The organism is Mesotoga sp. UBA6090, assembly GCF_002435945.1.
GTDB lineage: Bacteria > Thermotogota > Thermotogae > Petrotogales > Kosmotogaceae > Mesotoga.
Genome location: NZ_DIXC01000025.1, coordinates 3,928 through 26,008, shown reverse-complemented (window position 1 = coordinate 26,008; position 22,081 = coordinate 3,928). Strand labels below are relative to the sequence as shown.

At 44.4% G+C, this 22,081-nt stretch carries 20 protein-coding genes; 5 read left to right on the top strand and 15 right to left on the bottom strand.

Annotation, left to right across the window (positions count from 1 at the left end):
* Positions 1-507 precede the first annotated feature (507 nt).
* The 5 genes from B3K42_RS04250 to B3K42_RS04230 form a co-directional block, all read right to left on the bottom strand.
* The gene (locus B3K42_RS04250; RefSeq protein WP_110989838.1) at positions 508-2,172 is read right to left on the bottom strand and encodes an ABC transporter permease; all 1,665 of its coding nucleotides are present in this window, start codon (positions 2,170-2,172) and stop codon (positions 508-510) included.
* 10 nt (positions 2,173-2,182) lie between these two features.
* The gene (locus tag B3K42_RS04245) at positions 2,183-3,154 is read right to left on the bottom strand and encodes an ABC transporter permease (RefSeq protein WP_110989839.1); all 972 of its coding nucleotides are present in this window, start codon (positions 3,152-3,154) and stop codon (positions 2,183-2,185) included.
* Positions 3,155-3,237: 83 nt separating this feature from the next.
* The gene (locus B3K42_RS04240; protein WP_110989840.1) at positions 3,238-4,962 is read right to left on the bottom strand and encodes an ABC transporter substrate-binding protein; all 1,725 of its coding nucleotides are present in this window, start codon (positions 4,960-4,962) and stop codon (positions 3,238-3,240) included.
* Positions 4,959-6,131, bottom strand: coding sequence for an ABC transporter ATP-binding protein (locus B3K42_RS04235; protein ID WP_292597045.1), 1,173 nt, complete (start codon positions 6,129-6,131; stop codon positions 4,959-4,961). Before B3K42_RS04235 ends, B3K42_RS04240 begins: the two co-directional genes overlap by 4 nt.
* Positions 6,128-7,165: an ABC transporter ATP-binding protein gene (locus B3K42_RS04230; protein WP_110989841.1), complete on the bottom strand. Its 1,038-nt coding sequence runs from the start codon at positions 7,163-7,165 to the stop codon at positions 6,128-6,130. Before B3K42_RS04230 ends, B3K42_RS04235 begins: the two co-directional genes overlap by 4 nt.
* Positions 7,166-7,277: 112 nt before the next feature.
* Between B3K42_RS04230 and B3K42_RS04225 the strand changes: the two genes are divergently transcribed.
* The 5 genes from B3K42_RS04225 (at position 7,278) to B3K42_RS04205 (ending at position 11,596) form a co-directional block, all read left to right on the top strand.
* Positions 7,278-8,399, top strand: a complete 1,122-nt coding sequence (locus B3K42_RS04225) for an alanyl-tRNA editing protein (protein ID WP_110989842.1) — start codon at positions 7,278-7,280, stop codon at positions 8,397-8,399.
* Between the two features lie 12 nt (positions 8,400-8,411).
* Positions 8,412-9,761 (top strand): replicative DNA helicase, encoded by a 1,350-nt coding sequence (gene dnaB, locus B3K42_RS04220; RefSeq protein WP_292597041.1) that lies wholly within the window; start codon positions 8,412-8,414, stop codon positions 9,759-9,761.
* Positions 9,758-10,519: an ABC transporter ATP-binding protein gene (locus B3K42_RS04215; RefSeq protein ID WP_292597039.1), complete on the top strand. Its 762-nt coding sequence runs from the start codon at positions 9,758-9,760 to the stop codon at positions 10,517-10,519. The genes dnaB and B3K42_RS04215 overlap by 4 nt, the downstream gene beginning before the upstream one ends.
* On the top strand, positions 10,516-11,079 hold the full coding sequence (locus tag B3K42_RS04210; protein ID WP_110989844.1) for a multidrug transporter: 564 nt from the start codon (positions 10,516-10,518) through the stop codon (positions 11,077-11,079). Before B3K42_RS04215 ends, B3K42_RS04210 begins: the two co-directional genes overlap by 4 nt.
* A 91-nt stretch (positions 11,080-11,170) precedes the next feature.
* Complete coding sequence (locus B3K42_RS04205; protein ID WP_110989845.1) at positions 11,171-11,596, top strand: hypothetical protein; 426 nt, start codon at positions 11,171-11,173, stop codon at positions 11,594-11,596.
* 29 nt (positions 11,597-11,625) lie between these two features.
* Here the strand turns inward: B3K42_RS04205 and B3K42_RS04200 are convergent, their stop codons facing one another.
* From B3K42_RS04200 to B3K42_RS04155, 10 genes are all read right to left on the bottom strand, one after another.
* The gene (locus B3K42_RS04200; protein WP_292597036.1) at positions 11,626-12,654 is read right to left on the bottom strand and encodes a M42 family metallopeptidase; all 1,029 of its coding nucleotides are present in this window, start codon (positions 12,652-12,654) and stop codon (positions 11,626-11,628) included.
* Positions 12,655-12,670: 16 nt separating this feature from the next.
* A complete protein-coding gene (locus B3K42_RS04195; RefSeq protein ID WP_110989846.1) occupies positions 12,671-13,627 on the bottom strand; it encodes a SufB/SufD family protein in 957 nt (318 codons plus the stop codon).
* Positions 13,620-14,357 (bottom strand): ATP-binding cassette domain-containing protein, encoded by a 738-nt coding sequence (locus B3K42_RS04190; RefSeq protein ID WP_110989847.1) that lies wholly within the window; start codon positions 14,355-14,357, stop codon positions 13,620-13,622. Before B3K42_RS04190 ends, B3K42_RS04195 begins: the two co-directional genes overlap by 8 nt.
* A 101-nt stretch (positions 14,358-14,458) precedes the next feature.
* Positions 14,459-17,209 carry an O-antigen ligase family protein gene (locus tag B3K42_RS04185; protein ID WP_292597034.1) on the bottom strand — a complete coding sequence of 917 codons (2,751 nt, stop codon included), beginning with the start codon at positions 17,207-17,209 and terminating at the stop codon, positions 14,459-14,461.
* Positions 17,210-17,276: 67 nt separating this feature from the next.
* Entirely contained in the window at positions 17,277-17,666 is a 390-nt protein-coding gene (locus B3K42_RS04180; protein ID WP_292597032.1) for a secondary thiamine-phosphate synthase enzyme YjbQ, read from the bottom strand.
* Positions 17,667-17,672: 6 nt separating this feature from the next.
* The gene (locus tag B3K42_RS04175; protein ID WP_006491911.1) at positions 17,673-17,948 is read right to left on the bottom strand and encodes a cell division topological specificity factor MinE; all 276 of its coding nucleotides are present in this window, start codon (positions 17,946-17,948) and stop codon (positions 17,673-17,675) included.
* Between the two features lie 16 nt (positions 17,949-17,964).
* Entirely contained in the window at positions 17,965-18,777 is an 813-nt protein-coding gene (minD, locus tag B3K42_RS04170) for a septum site-determining protein MinD (protein WP_110989849.1), read from the bottom strand.
* A gap of 77 nt (positions 18,778-18,854) precedes the next feature.
* Positions 18,855-20,033, bottom strand: a complete 1,179-nt coding sequence (locus B3K42_RS04165; RefSeq protein ID WP_110989850.1) for a class I SAM-dependent rRNA methyltransferase — start codon at positions 20,031-20,033, stop codon at positions 18,855-18,857.
* Complete coding sequence (locus B3K42_RS04160) at positions 20,030-21,130, bottom strand: iron-containing alcohol dehydrogenase family protein (RefSeq protein WP_110989851.1); 1,101 nt, start codon at positions 21,128-21,130, stop codon at positions 20,030-20,032. Before B3K42_RS04160 ends, B3K42_RS04165 begins: the two co-directional genes overlap by 4 nt.
* A gap of 4 nt (positions 21,131-21,134) precedes the next feature.
* Positions 21,135-22,081, bottom strand: a 947-nt coding sequence (locus B3K42_RS04155) for a polysaccharide pyruvyl transferase family protein (protein ID WP_292597029.1), incomplete at its 5' end; no start/stop codon positions are given.

The window sequence follows — 22,081 nt, the reverse complement described above, 5'->3', positions numbered from 1 at the left end:
CAGATTTCATGCTGTCAAAGTTGAGAATGAATTATGAGGCGTTCACTTTATCAAGAAGATTCTTGGTAGCAGAAAGCTATCGATGAGACTGCGATATGCTTTCAAGATGAAGGTAATCTGTGTTAGGGATTCCCGAAAGAAAGCCGAGAATACTTTATGGAAGATAGCCTCATCTCTGTCTTAAAACTCCCCTTTCTTATATTCTGTAGCAAACACCCCTTTCTCTCATTCAGAATCTACATAACATTATTTTGCTCCAAGCGTGAGTTGCTCTTTTTGAGAACAAATATCGTTCTGGACTTTTCGGAAGAAAGAAGAAGCGACTGGAAATGACAGCTTAGAAAGAGCTATTGTTTTCGAAGCCGAAAGACCTGGTTAGACAAAACCGGTGCTTCTGCCGAGAATGCGTCTTATCTGCGGAAAACGAGTCCTTAGGGAATAGAATATTGCTTAAAGAAAGCGGGTCCGGATGACCCGCTCAATACTATCCAATCTAGCTTCTTAGGTTTAGTAGCCCAGAGATCTGGGATCGAGAGCATCTCTCAGTGCATCGCCAAGAAGGTTAAATCCCATTACCACAATGAATATGAAGATACCCGGTATTAGTAGCCATGGGGCTTCTGTCATTGCCTTTATACTCTGAGCCTGCGACAACATTAGACCCCAACTTGCCGCGGGCTCAGTAATCCCGAGACCTAAAAAACTCAATCCAGCTTCGCCTAGAATGTATCCAGGGATCGAAAGGGTGGCTGCAACAATTATGTAGGTTGCAGTGTTCGGGATTATATGCCTGAGAATCACACGGGTTGACGGATAACCCATAGCTATAGCTGCCTGCACAAACTCTGTCTCTTTTAGACCCAGAACCATTCCTCGGATAACCCTCGACATTCCAGGCCATCCTATGAAACTTAGGATAACCACTATTAAGAGATAAGTTATATGCGAGGGAATACTCGTCGGCAAAATTGCTCTTAGTGAAATCAACAGGTAGAAACTCGGTATAGACATCAGAACCTCAGTAACCCTCATTAGAATCTCATCTGTAATTCCTCCAAAGTATCCGGCAGCACCTCCAATTGAAAGACCTAGAGAGAAGGTGATCAAGATTGCAAGTAGTCCAATACTCATTGAGATTCTCGAGCCTGCCAGAATTCTCGAAAAGACGTCCCTACCATATCTATCGGCACCGAACAGAAGGAGCTTGGACGGTTGATCCGTACCAAAGAGATGTATTTGAGTTGGGAACAGCCAGAAAAGCTTATAGTCCCAGGACTTCGTGAAGAACTTGACTGGATACCTGACCGTCTCATATTCTGTGATTTCTGGCTCAACAATGACACCAAGCAAATTTGGCGAGATTTCAAGTTCTCCAAGGAACTCAGTTGCAAGTTCGACATCCCCGCCATCGACGTCGATCACTTCATTGTATATGCTGATCGCTTCCAGAACGATATCCTTGATTTCATCTTCCTTCTGCGCAAAAACTCTGTGGAGGGATCGTTCAGTTACAGCTTTCACCGGCGGCCCAATCTTCTGAAGTTCTCTGAACCTGCTCGGACTCAGAGAGTCTATCGTGGTTCTATTTGTAGTCTCAGTAACCAATTGCCTTTCGAAAAGTTCAAGTTCATTCAGTTTGATATTCTGGATGATCGAGTAATCGGGTTGACCGAGATTGGCTCTGTTGCCTTCTGCGTCAAGGGCGTATCTGACAGTCTTTATTGTCAGGAATATATCGATAACTCCATCTTCGCCCTTTCTGAAAAGAATTTCCTCTCCGGTCGATCTGTCTAGGGCAGTAATTGAACCTATTGAAACACCTTCAACAAATGTTGTTCTGTACGTCTCGGGATCTCTTTCCATTACCCAGGCGTAAATGTAAGGAGCAGTAAGTTTTCCGCTCTCGTCAGTCCAATGAACTCTTGAAGGCGGCGCAAAAGACAGCCCCTGTGTCTGTTCATAAGGACTGTTGGGTGAAAGAAAATCAGCCAGTAACGCGATTATGTACATGATAATTAGGATCCAGAGGGAAACCATTCCTAGCTTATGCTTTCTAAGTGCCCTCCAAACTAGCTGCCAACGGCTCATGTACTTTACTTCAAAGAGGTCTTCTTTACTGACTTCAGCACTTTGTAATGTATTGTTGTTATCTACGTTTTCTTTCTTCTTCATTTCACACCCCTCAGCTCAGCCTATAACGAATTCTGGGATCGACCCAGGCAAGCAGAAGATCAGCCAGAAGATTGCCGATCACAAGAAGGACAGCAGAAAGGAGCAATGTGGCCATGACAAGGAACAAATCCTGAGCATTCAGGGCTTCAATAACCAGTCTTCCCATTCCAGGCCATCCAAAAACGGTCTCTGTAAGAACTGCACCTCCGAGCAAGCCGGAAAGAGCATATCCGAACATCGTTACAATTGGATTGATCGCATTTCGAACGGCATGTTTATAGATCACATTCTTCTCTGGCATGCCCTTTGCCCTGGCAAAGAGAACATAATCCTGTCTCAGCTGGTCAAGCAGTTGGCCTCGCATCTGTCTCATAAGGCCAGCCAATCCAGAAGTTCCCAGTGTAACCATAGGTCCAACCACGTGCCAGAGATAATCTCCGATCTTTCCCATAACACTCATATCGTTAAAGTTTTGAGAGATAATTCCCCCAATTGGGAACCACCCCGTTTTGGCAGCCATAAAGAGCCAGAGCAGAGCAAAAAAGAAATTTGGAATAGAAATTCCTATGAATGCAAGGAAGGAAAAAGCCTGATCGCTGGGCGAGTATTGATGAAGGGCTGAGTAAATACCGAGAGGAATACCGATTCCCCAGGTGAAAATCAATGTGCTTATACTGAGTAACAGCGTGGCTCCTAGTCTTCTCCAAACCAGTTCAAAAACTGGAATCCTGTAACTAAAGGAGTATCCGAAGTTACCTGTAAGAACATTGCCCAACCACTTGAAATACTGCACGAAGACGTTCTGATCAAGGCCGAATTGATTCTCAAGAACCTTTATCTGATCTCTCGAAATAGAAGGGTTTAACCTATAGGCATCCAAGAAATCACCAGGGGCAGCGGATATAATCATGAAGGCCAGTATAGAGACTCCGAGCAGAACTGGAATTGCCAGAATCAGCCTTCTAACTATATATTTCAGCACCTCATTACCTCCTCACACTCTCGCTAAGTCTCTGATTATATCAAAAGCGGGAGGGAAGCCCTCCCGCATCGAAAATCAAGATATTACTCTTTCCACCAGCCTTCTAACTGGAAGAGCAGGCCCGTTGCGGGTGTTAGTTTTTCGACTGGCATCTTAATGTTGTTCTTGTAGACATAAAGGAAGTTCTGTGCCATTGTGAAGACCACCGGCTGGTATTCTGCAAAGAGCATCTGGAATTCTGCAAATAGGTCGTATCTGTCTTGTGGATCAACCGCTGAGGTCTGGAGTCTGTAAATCTCGTCCACTCTCTTTTCCCAGTCGGGAAGAATGTACATGTCTTCAGTTATGTGGTCATCAGGATTATAGTCCGGAGGATAGTTCCAGAAATGCAGACCTCCATCAAGCCTGTAAACGTTCCAGCCTGTTCCGGGGTCAACACTGCCTGTCAGTCCGATAACGACTGCTTCGTAGGTCGCATCTGTCAGTCTTGAAACAACGGTGTTGAAGTCAATAGGTCTGAAATTGACCTTAATTCCAAGTTTGGCAGCCCCATCGACGATGATGTTGCATATTGCCTCTCTGACTACGTTTCCAGCATTAGTTAAGAGCGTAAACTCAACTGGGTTTCCATTTGCATCGACACAGGTTCCATCTGGAAGCCAGTCGAAGCCGCCTCTTCTGAGCTGAAGTCTTGCTCTAGTAATTGAGTACTTGTAGGCAAACTTCTCGATTTCCGGATTGTAGAAACCACTCGATGGAGAAACTGGTCCGTAGAGAGGAGAACCAAGTCCATTGTAGAGGGATTCGATGATGGCATCTCTGTCCATTGCATAGACAAAGGCCCTTCTAAATCCATCGTTTCTGAACCATTCTCTCTTTACTGGATCAGTAGAGTTGAAATTGAAAGTAACAAACTGAGATCCAAGAGCCGGTCCACCGACACCCGTTATCCAACCCTTCTCTGCTGCCATTTCAGCAAGCCTTGGGAACTGCTCGGCCGTCGGTCCGTAAAGATCGATTTCGCCAGCCTCAAATCTGAGGAGAGATGTATTCTGATCTGCGAGGAGTTCATAATTCAGCTTATCAAAATAGGGAAGCCTTACACCGTTTCCATCGACTTTCCAGTAATATGGATTTCTCTCGAAAACGATTCTGACACCTCCGACGTAATCGGTGATCACAAAGGGTCCCATTCCGACTAGCTTATCAAAGTCTGCAATAGTCCAGAATTCCGGGTAAGTACCGTTGGCAACAACTTCCTCGAGAACATGCTTTGGCATAATTGGGCGGAAGCCAATCTGTCTTAGAGCCGTGACCTGAGGTACTGTCCATGTGAAAGAGATCGTTGTGTCATCGACGATCTCTACCACGGGAAGCTGGTCGTTAGAATCAAGATAGGATCCGTTCCCGTTTGCCGTGTTTTCCGGGACAAAGGAAACATTAACAAATGTCCAGTAGACATCGTCGAGTGTGAATGGTGCCCCGTCTGACCACTGTATGCCCTCTCTTATCTGCACGAAGAAGGTCAGTCCGTCGTCAGAGAACCACCAATCTTTTGCCAGACCGGGAAGTGATGGCATACCACCCTCGTCGGCTTCAATAAGAGTACCCAGTATGAACCCTAGAGGATCTGTTGAGCTGGTTTCCTGTGCCCAGTCATAGTTAAAGGTCTTTGGATCTCCCAAGCCCCAGTAATAGAAAGTTCCTCCGGGCTTGCCGTTCCATGTCTCTTCTACGTGATACTCTGGAGCTGCGAAAAGCATTCCTGCAGCTATGAGCACTACGAGAAGCACTAAGAGTTTCTTCATTTACTTTCCCCTCCTTGTTCTTGAGATGTGGAATAAAGATGGCACGAAACATAATGATTCTCATCCGCCTTGAACATGGGCGGATATTCCTTGGTACAAATATCCATCCTGTACTTGCATCTTGGATTGAAGAAACAGCCTGCAGGTCTGTTTATCGGACTTGGTACCTGGCCGCCGACGAGATCTTTGCGATTCCGCTTCTTCTTTGGATCGGGTATTGGAGCCGCAGCAAGAAGTGCTTTCGTGTAAGGGTGTAGCGGATTCTTGAAAATCGACTCGCTGTTGCCCTGTTCTACGATCCTACCAAGGTACATTACAGAAACTTCTTGCGATATAAACCTTACAAGAGAAAGGTTATGAGAGATGAAAACATAACCCGCATTAAGTTGCTCCTGCAGTTTTTCAAAGAGATTGACTATCTGAGCCTGAACCGAAACATCCAAGGCAGAAGTTGGCTCATCGAGAACGATGAGATCGGGGTCTACACTGATAGCCCTTGCAACGGCTATTCTCTGTCTCTGACCACCGCTGAACTGGTGAGGGTATCTGTCTACATGATAAGGTTTAAGACCGACTTGTACAAGCAGTTCTTTCACCATTTCAACCGCTTCGTCAAGGTCTTTAGCAAGTTTGTGGAAAAGAAGTGGTTCAGTTAACATCTGCCCAACTGTCATCCTTGGATTCAGAGAAGACATTGGATCCTGAAATACTATCTGTGCCTTTTGCCTGAGAAGCTTCTTCTTCTGATCTGACTTATCAAATAGGATATCGATCGCCTTGGAAGAGTCCTTATTGACCCTATTGTAGACATCGTACATCTTCTTTTCGAAAGGTTCAAATTCAACTCCGTCACCGTTATTGAACTTCTCAGTATCGAAATACTTCTCTTTCAGATACTGTTTTGCCCTTCGCTTCTTCATGAAGTAGAAAGTGGTGTCTTCTTCGTCAATAAGCATCTCCCCATCAGTTACTTCATGCAAACGAATAATCGATTTGCCGATTGTTGTCTTTCCACATCCCGACTCTCCGACAATTCCTATGGTATTGCCCCTATCAACCGAAAAGGATACGTCGTCAACGGCTTTGACAAAACCAACAACTCTCTCTATGAGGAAGCCTTGCTTGATCGGGAAGTACTTCTTCAGATTTCTAACTTCAAGAAGCTTCATTCTTGAGCCTCCTTGACCAGCAATACTTTGTTAGTAATTGGGTTCCAGCATCTGACGAAATGATTATCCTTCATTTGTTCAAGCTGAGGCATCTCTTTATAGCATTTGTCCGTTGCTCTTGAACACCTTGGAAGGAATGGGCATAGCAGGGGTGGATTCAACATTACTGGCGGCTGGCCAGGAATAGGGAGGAGCTGATCTTGTTTTATGTCGAGTCTTGGTATGCATTCGAGAAGCGCAAATGTGTATGGATTCATCGGACTGTCAAAGATCTCAAGCGAATCTGCCATCTCCATCTGATAACTTCCGTACATTACGCTGATTTTTGTAGCTATTTCGGCAATAACAGCCAGATCGTGTGTGATGAAAATCATGCTACTGTTAAACTGCTCCTGAAGGTCCTTCATCAGTTCTAAAATCTGAGCTTGAACTGTCACGTCTAGAGCTGTTGAAGGCTCATCGGCAACCAGGATTTCCGGATCACACGAAAGCGCTATCGCTATTACTACTCTCTGTCGCTGTCCCCCGGAAAGCTGAAAGGGGTAATCATCGATTCGTTCTGAGGGCTTAGGAATTCCCACCTGTTCGAGAAGCTTTATCGATCGTTCTCTTGCTTCCTCTTCGGTAACTTTCTTGTGGTGAACAATGGTCTCTATCATCTGGTTACCGACTGTGTACATCGGGTCAAGCGAAGTCATAGGGTCCTGAAAGATCATTCCTATGTGTTTTCCCCTGACTCTGGAGAAACTATCTTTTGGAAGCTTTGCCAAGTCAATATAATCTTTTTCACCGCTCTTACTGAATTCGTCGGTTAAAAAGAGAATCTCGCCACCAGCGATAAAGCCTGGGTTATCAACCATCCCCGCAACTGTTTTCACAGTTACACTCTTCCCAGAACCAGTCTCTCCAACTATTCCCAAGACCTCATCTCGATAAAGATCGAAAGAGACATCTTGTACGGCCTTGACAACTCCTTCGGCCATATTGAAGTAAGTTGAGAGATTTTTCACCGAAAGGATAGGCCTTTCCTGCAACCAAATCACCTCATATTCATTTTTCGAATTATCACCCACGGAGTTAAGTAAATGCTTACTGTATAATTATTACATATATTTGCACATAATATCAAGTGGCCGGGGGCGATGTATGTTAGAAGCAGTAAGGGAAATATGGTTTGGAGAAGGTACTACCTACATCAAGATATGTTACGGTAATGTGTATGTTGATGGCGAGTCCGGACAGCTGGGAGACCGTGGAGTAGTTGATGGATTGAGAATAAAAACAGTGAGTCGGTTCGACGGTGATACACTTATTGAAGTCGAGGGGAGAATCGAAAAAAACGAAGGCGATTTGGTCGAGATAGACATAAATCAGATCAGAAGACAAGACATTTCGCAACAACACACGGCCCAGCATCTACTTTCCGCCATCTTCCTTCGCGAGATGGACGCCGATACTGTTGGCTTCCAAATGGGTGAAGAATACACTACAATCGACCTTTCACTCGGTATTCTCTCAGATGATATGATTTCTCATGTTGAGGGAATCTGCAACGATATGATTGCCAAGGATCTCCCAGTAAAGAGCTTTACTGTAGACAGGTCCGAGCTCCATGAAGTTGGCTTAAGAAAGGAGATAGACAAGAAGATCAGTGAAGGTGATCGAGATATCAGACTAGTGGAGATTGAGGGTATAGATATAAGTGCCTGCTCAGGTCTTCATATTGATAGAACAGGTCAGATCAGGCTCTTGAAGATCCTGAAACGTGAGAAAGTTAAGGGTTCTCTCACCAGAATCTTTTTCGTCGCAGGGAATAGGGCTCTAGATGACTATGCCACAAAGCATAGTCTCATAGCCAGATCGGCTCAATTGTTAACCTGTAAATACTCTGATCTACCGAATCGTATCGAATCACTCGTGGGGGAGATCAAAGCCAGCAATTCAGTTGTGCGAAGCCTCTCTGAAAGACTGGGTTACTATATTGCAGGAGATATTGATGGATCTCGCTCGAGAATCACGTTTCTTGACGAAGAGGAGAGTGTTCTTGCTGCAATTCCCAAATTCGTCACACTGGAAGAGTATCTTATAATTGGAAAGGCAGATGATAGAGTTCTGCTATTTGGTAGAAATTTCGACTGTCAGGAAGTTCTTTCAAAGATCAAGGAAGAGCTAGAAGTCAGAGGAGGTTCTGGCAGGGATAGAGGTCAGTTCCTTTTCGAAGGAGATTTTTCAACGATAAAGGAGCTCATTCTGAAGAACTTCTCATAATTGGAAGAGTTGGTGAATGAATTGAAAACAAGAATTCCTCCGAATAGTATTGAATCGGAAGAAGCAGTAATAGGGAGCATCTTGATTGATCCAGATGTCGTCCCGGATGTGATGGAGCTTCTTACAAGCAGGGATTTCTACTCAAGAAAGAACCAGTTGATCTTTTCAGCTATGGAGAAGTTGTTCGATGAGGGAAGTCCGGTAGATATTGTGTCGGTTACCGAGAGATTGAGAACAGGCGGAGTGCTCGAGGAGTTGGGAGGCGAAATAGAGCTTGCCAAACTCGCAGATGTTGTTCCAACTTCCGCTAACTTCTTTTACTATGGTAAGACAGTAAAGGAAAAGTCACTTCTGCGCTCCCTCATTTCGGCAGCGAGTTCGATTGTCGAAAATGCTTACGAAGGCGAAGAGACTGACGAAATTCTTGATAGCGCGGAGAAAGCGATATTCCAGATAACGGAGGCGCAGATTTCGAAGACTTACCAGCATATTGGAAAGATAATGCATGAGCTTTTCCATAATCTGGAAAGACTGAAAGAGAACGCTGTTACTGGAAGAATTACGGGTATTGCCAGTGGTTACAGACGGCTTGACGAAGTTACAACTGGTTTCCGACCCTCCGATCTTGTCATTGTTGCTGCTCGGCCATCAATGGGCAAGACTGCTTTTGCATTAAGTATGGCAACCAATATGGCTTTGAAATTCCAGTTGCCTGTAGCGATTTTCTGCCTGGAGATGTCTAAGGAACAGCTTGCTCAACGACTTCTGTGCAATGTGACAAACTTCGAGTTATCGCGACTCAGGGCGGGAGATATTGGTAATGAAGAGTGGAAGCGCTTGACAAATGGAGCCAGCACCCTGCAAACAGCCCCGATCATCATCGACGATGAACCATCGCTGGACCCCAGATCACTTAGAGCCAAGGCAAGAAGGATAAAGATGGAGCACAATGTTCAGGTTCTCTTTGTTGATTATCTTCAGCTAATGCATACAAAAGGTAGATCTGATAATCGACAGCAGGAGATTTCGGAGATTTCTCGATCTATGAAACTACTGGCCAGAGAGTTGGATATTACTGTAGTAGCTCTTTCTCAGCTTTCGAGGGCTGTGGAACAAAGAGAGGACAAGATGCCCCGCTTGAGCGATCTCAGAGAATCTGGCGCCATTGAGCAGGATGCTGACACCGTAATGTTCCTTTATAGAGAAGACTACTACAAAGATAAGAGCGAGGTAAGTGATTCTCCGCAAGTTACGAAGGTAATAATCGGAAAACAGAGAAATGGTCCCGTCGGAACTATCGAGCTGATGTTTCACCCGAAGACGGCCACGTTCTATGATAAGGCTTTCGAGGCAAATCGATGATAGAAGCTCTGAATTTGACAAGGAGTTTCGGAAGCCTCATCGCTGTTGACCAGCTTAATCTAAATATTTCCTCCGGTGAGATCTATGGTTTTCTAGGACCTAACGGAGCGGGAAAGACAACGACCATTAAGATGCTCACCGGGGTAATTGCTCCGAGTTCAGGGAAGATTAAAATAGCCGGGTTGGATATTGAGAGAAGCAAGCTGGAAATAAAGAGGTTGATCTCTGTTGTTCCTGATGAACCTAAGATGTATGACAACTTGAAAGGCGTTGAGTTTGTCAAATTCATAATTGACATTTACCGTCTTCCTCCAAAAGAGACTATGTCGAAGCTTATGGACATTGCCGATGCCTTCAAAATCGACTACCTCGGAAAATACATAGGCGATTATTCACATGGAATGAAACAGAAACTGATGGTTGCCATTGCCCTTATGAGAGAGCCAGCCGTTATCTTTCTCGATGAACCAACTGTGGGTCTTGATGCGTCAAGTGCAGGCAAATTGAAGGCCTGGTTGAGAAACATGGCCGATAAGGGAACGACTGTTTTCATGACAACTCATGTGCTTGAGGTTGCCGAGAAGATGTGTGACAGGATAGGAATCATTGATAGAGGAAGACTCATTGCCGAGGGGACGCTTTCAGCCCTAAGAGAGGATTTTGGAAGTGTTGAATCCACTCTTGAAGAGCTCTTTCTTGATATTACGGGCGACAGCAGTATAGAGGCTTTGACTAAGAGTTTACAGGAGGGAATGTGAAGAGACTGATGATACTCCTTCAGGAGCTTCTCATTGGCTTTCTGGTGGTTTCCGTCCTGTTTTTCTGGGATGCCTCTCTGTCAAAGGGCTTGCTGCTCTTCACAATCTTACTGGGAGTCATAGTATATAGACCGCAGTTCGAAAAAAAGATTGAATCTACGGACGCTTTGTCCAGAATCGTTAGAGGAATTTTGAAGAAGCCATGTACTCTGGTTTTGGTGACCGTGATTCTGGCCAATCAGAACAGGAACTTGCAGTCAGCGCTGGGAATAATCTCCTCATACGCTCTTATTGCTTCAGTTGCTTCGATTTCTTTCCTGAAATTTGCAAAAATGAGGGAGTTCCGGGAGAGCCTAATAGCCGTTTCTATTGCTACTGCTATGCTTCTTTCGGGCTGGCTGTTCCCGTCGGCCTTCACTCTTCCATTGTTTGCAAACATTTACTTTCCTTCTTTCTGGCTATTCGAAATTGCATCGGGCGATTTGTTTGCCTTTCTGCTTGTCGGTGTTCTATCTTTGTGGCTGTTTAGGCTCAGGCATAGATTCGACAGAAAGGATTAATATTACGATCAAAAACATAGCCTTAACTATAGTTGACCTTTTCGGTAGTAAAATCATTATGAGAAAAAACGTTGAAGGGAGCTGAAAAGAGATGCAGATTTCACTTGATCAATTCTTAGGAGCTATAATGTCCAGAGTAGATAATCTAGAGGCAACTATAGATGATCTAAGACTCAGAACTAACATAGCTATGCGTTTGGTGAAGGCAACGGTGCCCGAGCTCACAAGGGATGCTGTCGAGAAGGCAGTGAGAGAAGAGCTTGAGGTCACAAAGAACGCTGGAATGATGGAAGAAAGCGATGAGATTGAGGAGATTTCTTCGAAGTTAACTGAGAGCATTTTTGGTTGGTTAGAAGGAGATGTTACTGAACTCAAGGAAAAGATGGATGCCTATAGAAAGAGACTTCAAGAGGCTATGGAAGCCGAAAAAAGTAAAGTTATAGACGTTGCACCGGCAGGCTTTGTAAACCAGCTTGGTCAGGAAAAAGGCCAGAAGAAAGGTAAGATAGTATTCTGATATTTTAGATGCTGGGGCGCTGCCGCGCCTCAGCTTTCAATGTATCCCATCAGAAGCTTCAATGTATTTTCCAAAGCTCTGTAATGAGTCCTTTCATAACCATGGGATGCTTCAACTCCCGGGCCGACAAGTCCAAACTTAACATCGTACCCAGCTCTCAGCGATGCTTCCACATCGGAGCCGTAGAAAGGATATATGTCAACTGTATAATCGGCACTGACTCTTTTTGCTGTTTCGATCAAATTCCTTACAACCGAATTATCGTAAGGACCGCCTGAATCCTTAGCACATATCGAAACTACGAATTCGTCAGTCTTCAAAGTATCGCCTATCGCGCCCATATCGACCGAAATAATCTCTTCACAGTCCTCAGGCAATGCCGCAGAGGCTCCGTGACCTACCTCTTCATAGTTTGAGAAGAAGAGATATGTTTTTCTTCCAAAGGTCAATTCACCGGAAGAGGCCCTTCTTGCCAGATCAAGTAAGACAGCCACGCTCGCTTTGTCATCTAGGTGCCTTGACTTCACAAAACCATTTTCAGTTACAGTTACTCTCGGATCGAATGAGACAAAATCACCTGCTTCTATTCCCAGTCTTTGAAGTGCTTCAGCGTCTTTAACTTCTTCATCGACACGAATTTCCATATTAGAAATCTTCCGCTCAAGGGTTCGAGCGTTTTCGAAGACGTGAACTGAAGGTGAAATCGACTGAATAGTACCTGTAAAGGATTTGCCGGATTTTGTGTGAACGATGCAGTTTTCGTTTTCTATGCTGTTCATAGTGAAACCACCGATATTCGTCATCTCAAGCCGCCCATTTGGCTTCAAAGACTTAACCATTGCTCCAAGAGTATCTACGTGAGCTGCCAATACTATCGGTCTCTTCTGCCCTCCTATCTCGACGACAAGAGCACCCTTTCTGGTTCTGCGTGGATTGAGCCCCATTCCTCGGAGTTCAGAATCCAGATAAGTAATTATCGTATCGGTGAAACCAGAAGGACTAGGTGTCTTGACTAGATCTACTAGTTTTTCTACAAGAAACTGCTCCGAGTAATTCAAAGAACTCCCCCCACTTCTATCTGAGCATTCCTCTGACAATCATGTCAGTTGCCTCTTCTTCACTCAGACCCTTGGACATCAATGTCTCCATCTGCTTTACGTTTACTCTTCCGATCGATGCTTCGTGAGTAAGCTCGGCCTTTTCATTTGTGACGTACAACTCGGGAACCGTTCCGACCTCTACGGAGTCACCTTTGATAATCTCGTTGCATTCTATGTGTCCTCTTGAGAAAGGTGCATTACCATAGGCTTTGTTAATAATCTTGGCCCTGCTTCTATCAGTAGCAAATACAGTTGTCTTTGCTATCCCAGAAGAGCCCTCGCCATTCAGGTAGAGTTCTTCATCTATTTCGACATAGTCATCTTCACGTTCATAAACTTTGGATTCTATATGAGCCGATGCATATTTCTCAAGAGAAACATTCATCTTTACGAAAAGCTTTCCGACCCTGGTCTTCGTGAGATAAAAGAGATTCCGAAAACTACCGCCCTCTCTGACTATTGTGTTATACGTCGCCTTGACAGTTACACCGCCATCCTTACTGTGCATGTGCGTGTCTTCGTACAACATCTCGGAGTGTTTTCCAACATCTGTATCGGCGACCATGGAGTGCGTAAAATTCACACCGCTTGGAAAGACGCAGTGAGAAATGAATTTCACCTTGGCTCTGTCTCCCAAATGGTTATGAATGAGAATGTCTTGAGTTCCTTCTGGCTTCAAGTAACCTGTACAGAGATGGATGGGATTTTCTATTACAGTGCCATCATCGATGTCAATCCAAATCTCTACTCCGTTGTCCAGTTCTTTTGCCCTCACATGCACACTATCTACTGTATTCTTGCCAATCACTTTATTTCCGCTAACAATAATTGATACAATATCCTTCCTCAAGAAATCAGAGACATTGCCGCCTGATTTCTCATACTCCTTGGCAATTGCCGTGAATTCTCTCTCGTAGTTTGATTCAATCATTTGCAAGACCGCCTTCCTTAACCGGCTCATTTATGTGCTGACAGCTGTCACAGAGTTTTCTGTAAAAACTCACTATTTCTTCCGGTACACCAGAAGCAAGCATTCTGCCTCCGCAAAGTAGGTACGCTTCGTCCGCCAGCCTTGCAATTTCCTCCCGGTGGGTGATGATTATAACTATGGAACCTTTGTCTCTAAGCCTTTCGAGTACATGCTCAATCATTTCCATAGACATTATGTCTATGCCGGAATCAGGCTCATCGAGAATAGTGACTCGGGGATTTAACAGGATTATTGAAGCTAGTTCAACTCTCTTTCTCTCACCGCCGCTCAGCGATTCATCAACAAACCTATCCAGGTACTCTTTCTTGAGCCCCACTGTAGAAAGTGTCTCATTGAGTTCTTCTTCAGAAAGCTTTAGTTTGCCGCCAAGAGTAAGATATTCTCTAACCGTAAGACCCTCAAATCTTACCGGTTCTTGCCAACCAAGAGAGATGCCTTTCCTTGCTCTCTCAGATACTGACAAGAGATCTATCTCTTCTCCATCAAGGAATATATTTCCCTCGTAGTCTTTATGCGACTCAAGACCCATAAGAACATATGACAGTGTTGATTTTCCAACGCCGTTGTTTCCGAGAATTGCGTAAACTCGACCCTTTTCAAAAGAAGCCGTGAGATTGTTCAAAATCTTGCGCTCTTCCCGGACTAACTTGATTTCTTTGACCTCTAGCATAAACATACCTCCATTTGCATTAACACAATCATAAGTCCGATTAATAACGTCCACATTACTCGGCATATTACCTGTGTAACGCTCCGGTGACTATTGATCTCTCACCACAACGAGTGAAGCTGTAGGAACTTCTCGCTTTTGCTGAGGGCTGTCTTAGCTTTGCTCAAACCTTCTTCAGAGAGCCCTCCTTCCTCAATCTCCTTTGAGATCTCTATTGAAGTATCTTTGCACCAGGAATGCACTTTTCCATATAGATCGTCAAACCAAGCTTTTGAAACATGTTCTTTGAGAGGAGTCAGTTCTCCTATCGAGCCTAAAGGAACCACTCTATCGGTGACTTTCATTACACTCCATGCGAACACTTCTCTTTCGGCTATTTCAAGCACCTTATCCAATGCTTCCAAACCGTAAAGCAGGAGCAGGTTTCTCGAGTACTCGCCGTAAATGTTATCGTTCCCTTTTTGCCATCCTCCGGGATTGTAATGAATAGCAATATCATAAAGAGTCGTAAGGTCTTCTCTTTCTGATTCTGGAATTCTTCTGATCGTCTCTATAAGATTATTCAGGCCGTTACTGCTAATTACGTAAGGATCCAAATTCTCAAGCTCGTTAGCAATCATTTCGGAAGAGGCAATTATTCGAAAGAGAAGATTAGCTGTATTCCTTACTACTTGAAGATCGGGAGATGTTTTTAGGGATCGTAATAGCGCATCTATAGCGTCGAGAGTCACTTGATAGTCGATAAGCAGATTGACATCCAGAGTCTCCAGCATACCAGATACATCGGTTGCCGCAAGGTCTGTTCGCAGCAGACCTGGCAACTCCCTAAGGTATGAGTGATCAATTTCGAGATCGCCAATCATACCGCCTGGTGATGTGTCTTCATTGAGCCAGGTTGAGAAGACATCTTCTCTGGCGAATATCTCTGCGAAGACAGCGGCTACTGCCTTTCCAGACATATTGAGCTTCAACCGGAAATCTTCCTTTCTCTGTGCAGTCAGATACATGTATCCTATGTAGGCCTCTGATAGGTATTGTCCCCTAGATATCTCCCTTGATGTCGATAGATTGCGCATCGCGGAGTAGAAGCTATTTGATGAGTCTTGCCTTGCCCTGAGAAGCGCGGAAGAAGCAGATCTTAGCTTCGAATCAAGTGTGGATAACGCACGTGAGAATGCCTTTTCCCGTTCTTCAGACGCCATATGTTGAAGTAACTCTTCAGGTGCTTCTGGATAGGTCTCCCGTAATTCACTTAACCTATCAGAAATATAACTATCCTGTTGAAGATAGGCGTACTTTCCCTCATATTTCTCAAGACTCTCAATTTCTCTCTTGATACTTCCGATTGAGTTAACCAACTCCGGAATCTGCGGGTTTGTGTTTTCAATTCTTCTGTAGTTAATGTAACCTCTTGTGAAAAGGCCTTCCGCGAAAAATATTCTACTCATTAGAACTGATGTGCTCAGAGCGAATACAACTAGAAGAAGAGGAAGTACCTTTGATAGACGAACATGGACTCTATTTACCTCCAAGAACTCCGGGTTCATAATATATCCAAAAAGGAAAACAGCGAATAAAGCGTTTGGCATCAGATGACCCGGAAAAGAGAGTACTGAATGAACGAATATTATAAGTAGACCGGCTTCGAGGAAAAGATACTTGATGACCTTTTCGACAGAGGAAGACTTCTTCACCACCTTGATAGTATAAAAAAGCATAGCTACTATGAAAGCAATTATCAAAGCAATCCCGATTACTCCCGTTTCGCCCGTTTGCTGAAGATACTCGTTGTGGGTTCGAATGCTATTGAGTCCTGCAACATACATGTATTCAGGTTCTTCAGTCAGAACCTTTCCCATATTCTCAGTTGAAAGATACTTGTATGATCCAAAGCCTGTACCTAGCAAAGCTGAGCTTTCCCACTGTTTGATTGCTGCTTTCCACTGAAGAATTCGCACATCAACCGAAATGCTGTCTTCAGTTGTATAGGTTAGTCTCTCAGAGAAGCTGAAACGGCCGCTTGTCAAAGGATTGTCTCCAGAGTAGACAATCATTATGGCTATCGAGGAAATAATGAGAAGGGTGACAAAAAGCTTGCTAAATGCAGCAACAAAGGAACTGAGTTTGAACCTCAGAAGCGAGAAGATCAAGAAGACTACCAGAAAGACTACCGATACTATTACCGAATAATAGACCGCCCTTGTCTGGCCTATCATTATTACTATCAAAAAGAGTGAGAATAGAGAGAGGTAGAAGATGTGCCGAATCCTCTCATGCCTCCAGATTCTCTTTTTGGAAACAGCTAGGAAAGCAGCGGGGAACAGCAGCATTGCCATTAGATCGGTCGTGAAATTCACGTTTCCTATTACGGATGAGAGATTTCCTCTTGTGAATGGGTTATTCTCAGTTCCCCAAAGCAAACCATATCCCGTGTAAAACGAAAAGACAGCATCGACGGCTATTACAAGTCCCGCAAACATAAATAACTGGAGGATTATCAATAGGGTATCGGATCTCTCTGCAGAAATCAGAACTGAGAAAAGCACAAAGAGAAGCAGATTCATCGCGAAACCAAGCGACGTAAGAAAGACCTGAGGCAGGGTCCCAAGCAACTGAAGAGTTGTGAGGCAGGCGTAAACGCCAAACAACAGAGCGAAGACCTGCGGGACTGAAACACCCAAGCGACAAGGCTTTCTTACTGCTTTCAGAGAACTGAAGACAACAAAAACTGCTATCGAGACCGATGCAAAATAGAACTTCGGTATTCCCATGTCCCAGGTGAAGCCCTTGATTGCAAAAAGCGAAGATCCAAAAACTAGCACAGCAAGAAACAAGAATCTTCCTTTGCTCATTGTGTCCCCCACAGTCTGCTCTCAGAGCCCCAATTACCGTGATTGACTAAGACTCGTGAGAGAAATGCTACCCCACTACCGTAACGATTATCTCCCTATTTCTGGGACCGTCAAATTCACAGAAATAAACGCACTGCCAGGTTCCCAACAAGAGTGAGTGATCACTGAATGGAATCGAAATTGAAGATCCAACAAGAGTTGCCTTTATGTGAGCGTCTGAGTTTCCTTCCAGGTGTTTGAATTCACTGCTATTCGGAATCGTATCTACCATCCAATGCAAGATATCATGAACAACATCTGGATCGGAGTTTTCATTGATTGTGATTGCAGCGGTGGTATGTGGCACAAAGACATTGACAAGACCACGAGAGGCTTCTGACGCTGTGACAGACTGGATTACGAGATCTGTAATATCTATTAGCTGGTTCCTAAGGCTTGTCTTGACGGAGTATCTCATGGCAAATCAGTGGAAAACAACGTTTGTAATGATAACCACATAACCGTTGTGCTCTTCAAGCTGAACCTTGACATTCTCTTCCTTCACCTTGTATTTATCGGCGACATAGGTCTTTATCTGATGTACCATATCTTTGCCGCTGTTTTGAAGAATATCCTGCGGTATTACCTCTCTCACCGGTACTGAGTATCTCCTGCCACCGGTTATGGAATCAAGTCTATCCTTTGCTTCTTTTCTGCTTCCCTCAGTCTTTTTCTTCTTCCTGAAAAGTCCAAAGAACATACACTTCAACTCCCTCTTAATTTCTTCTGAAGATGCGCTTCAGGAATTCAAGGAATCCTTTCGATCCATGCTCAAGGATATCCTGCTCGACCGGGATGGGCTCCCCATTCATCCTCAAAGCAATGTTCTCGAAGACCTTTCCGATTCCTTCACCGTTTCCGTTCAGGATAACCGGCACGCCTTTGTTTGTGGCCACGATCACTTCATCGCTTTCGGGGATGATTCCAATCAAATCTATTGCGAGATTCCCCTGAATATCCTCCCTAGTAAGCATATCACCGCGTTTGACCATCTGAACTTTGAATCGGTTTATAACTAGCCTGATATTTGCTTCCTGCATTCCAGAGTTTTCAAGAAGTCCGATGACACGATCCGCGTCAGTAATTGCGGGCAGTTCAGGAGTGGTTATTATCAAGGCCTTTTCAGCTGCAGCGATTGCATTTCTAAACCCTCTCTCAATTCCTGCAGGAGAATCGACAATAATGTAATCAAACTTCGGATAAAGTTCTCCGATCATCTTCTTCATATCTTCTGGGGAAAGCATCTCTTTCGTTGCTATTTGAGAGGCTGCAAGTAGATATAGCCCTTTGATCTGCTTGTGCCTCACCAGCGCTTCGGAAGCCGTTACCTTACCATTTGCAACATCTAGAATTGTATGAACAACTCTATTTTCAAGGCCCAGCGCGATATCGAGATTCTTAAGGCCTATGTCTGCATCAATAAGACAGACCTTAGCCCCCTTGTTGGCAAGAGCACAACCAATATTGGCCGTTATTGTCGTCTTGCCGACTCCCCCTTTTCCGGAAGTCACAACGTATACTTTGGCCATTTCTATCTACCTCCAGCCGTTAGACTTTTCTGAATTATAGCATTACATTGACACTTCGACAGTATCCTACCAGCCGTTCAGTAATCTGCCAGTTCAAAGATACGGAACAGACAGAATTTCAAATACTTAGTTTCGAAGATCGAGCTTACCTCGGGATGATCTAGGGGCTGACCTCCTCTGAATACAATTACACCAACTTTCTTGCTGTCGTGAAAAGCGTCATTAACAGTCCGAGACCAATCTTCTTCCGAAACGATCTGAGTACATGAAGAAGATGCAAGAAGGGCTTGATCCTTCAGGATTTTCATTGCCCGCAGGTTGAGTTCCTTATATCCTCTCAGTGCGCTCCTCTTCGATGACGGAGTCTTTGCCATCGCCGGAGGATCAATTATTACAAGATCGCTTCTTGAGAGACCACCAGCTCTCAAATAATCGAAGGCGTTTGCCTTCACAAATTCACAACTGGCCGTAAATTGATTTGCTTCTGCTGTTTCCCTGGCAACTGAAAGAGCCCTCTCCGAAGCGTCAACCAGAGTTGCTCTTCGTGCTCCCTTCTTTATGCAGTGGAACGAAAAATTGCCCGTATAAGAAAACACGTCGAGTATATCTCGGCCGGTCGCATACTGAGACAATCTCTCTGCATTTTCTCTTTGATCGAGGAAAAACCCGGTCTTCTGACCTTTAGTATCGGCAAAGAAAGTGATTCCATCTAAAGAAAACGGGAGAAGCTCCGGTCCGCTTCCGTAAATCCAATCTTCTCTTGATTCCAGGCCTTCTTTGGTGAGGGAGATTCCCTCGCTCTTTTCGAATATCCCCTTCGGTTTCAAGACTGAGATCAAGGCCTCAACTATCACATCTTTCAAGCGAGCTATGCCGAGTGTGTTGAATTGAACAACGAGCCACCCCGAAAACCTGTCCACTATCAATCCGGGAAGTCCATCTGCCTCACCGAAAACGATTCTCATGGCATCACTACTTTTCAATAGTGAAGACTTCAGAAAGGCAGACCTTTCTATCTTTCTTGAGAAGAAATCGACGTCAAATCTGCAATTTCTCCTTGTCAGAAGCCTCACTCTGATCGTGGAACCTGAGTTATAATAGCCCCTACCCAAAAATTGACCGGAATGGGTTAAGACATCGACTATGGATCCGTCTTCAAGAGCGTCACTCGTATCAATTTCGTTGTCATAGACCCACGGATGACCGAATGCAATCCGCCTTTTTATTGATCTTCTGAGAATCACTCTTGAGCTCAATCGCTCTTTATCTCCCTGTAAAGCTCAGCAAAGAACTGCTCATCGAAATCGCCGGGTGTCTTTTTCAAATGAGACGCTTTCGCTGTCTGTTCTGACCACTTCTCTATTTCTTCATCCGAAATTCTTAGAGCAACCCTTTCCACACCAAACTTCTTCAAGAAAGCGTTAAGCTCATCAAGATCTTCAAAAGGTTCGATGGCACTGGCTATTCTCTCTGGATCGGCTTCAGCAATCCGCCTGAATATTCTGATCAACATGAGTGCATTAGCCATTCCGTGTCTCACCCCTTTGAAGGATGAAAGGGGATAACCGGCTGCATGAACAGCCGTTGTTCCTGTATGAGCAATCACTATTCCTGCTACTGTGGCAGCGTACTGTATCTGCCCTCTCAAAGAGACGTTGTCTTCGTTCATTAAGACTTTTCCAAGCAATTCCTTGATAATTCCAGTTGCCTCCCTGGAAAGCATCCTAACAAGTGGATTTTTCCCTTTGTTAACTACCTCTCCCTCCACTGAATGAGATAGTGCATCTAGTGCAGTCGCAACAGTCACGTCTGTGGGCATCGTTACAGTGTACCTTGGATCGAGAAAGGAGATGTAGGGAAAAGTTGAGGGCATGTCGAAGCCCTTTTTTGTTCCTTCGCCGTCAGTTAGAATTGAGTATGGTGTAACTTCACTGCCTGTGCCGGATGTAGTAGGAATTGTGATTATCGGAAAGGCAGGAAGATGTTGTCCAGTGTACAGATCTCTGCAACTGTATTCGCTGTTCCTTCCAATTACTGAGATCGCTTTGGCGGCGTCAAGGGGACTCCCCCCACCGATTGCGATCACAAAGTCACATCCGTTGGCCGAGAGCTTTCTTCCGCCCTTTTCGATCGTTGCGAACGAGGGGTTTTCTTCAACTTCATCAAATACAAAGTTCGGAATATCCAGACCCTTTAGTACGGTCAGTACTTCATCCAGCGCCCCGCATTTCTTGGCGGACGATTTCCCGGTAACTAAGAACGCATTTGTTCCAACTTCCCTCAGTAACTCGGCGTTCTCACTTATTATCTCGATTCCGGCGAAAATCTTTGTCGGCAGGAAATACTTCCACATCTAATCACCTTCTTAACAACAGTTTCTTAAGCAGCTCTTTGGATTCGCTGATCGTAGTGTCCATCTGTGACCAGTAATGCTCTTTAAGATTCATCGGATTTTTCAGTGAACTGTTAATAGCCAGGCTCAAGCTCTCACAACTTCCTTCAAAAAAGAGAGCACAGTTCCTGTCTAGTGATCTAACGAATCTATCGAGTTTAGTGTTTTTCTTCCAAACAAATGGAACTCCAAGAGAGATAGCTAGTATTGCTCCGTGAAGACGCTCAGTAATTATCAGTTCCGCATTGTTGAAGATTCTTATCATTCCTTCAAGGTCTTCGGGAGGCTTCCTGACTTTGAATCCATTTGATCGCGCCTTTGATTCAAGCTCACTTCTCTTTTCTTCATCATGATGGTTATGGAAGCCCACAGCACAGACTTCGGTGAGATTGTTGAGTCTCAAAGAACTTAGAACATCGTCAACGTTGGTTCCATTCTTCAAGACTATAACTGCAAGGCCATCCTCCATCGTTCGTTTCTCAGGAATTATCCCTTCTTTCTGCAGGTAATACGGGCCATAGTCTGTCCCCAAAATCACACTCCTGGAAATCGACGCAAAATGCTTATAACTTACTTCATCTCTCATCACTCCGTACGTCAAGGGATTCTTCAACAACTTGTTTAGAGCATTTCTGTTAACAGACTTGCCCACCGGACCGAACCCCTGTGAGAGAAATAGAAGAGGCTTGCCATTTCTTAGCGTATGTTTTGCAATCTCATAGTAATATAAAAAACTTCTCCAGCTTGTCTGATCCTGAAGAAGATTACCTCCTCCAAAGACGGTTACTATCGAGTGCTTAATCGAATTTTCGAGATCGTTTATGCCGAATCTCTTGATCAACCTGATGTCGAGTTTTGAAGGGAATCTGTGAGTTATGTTGTCTATATGAGAAGCAGCCGGCAAATAGACCG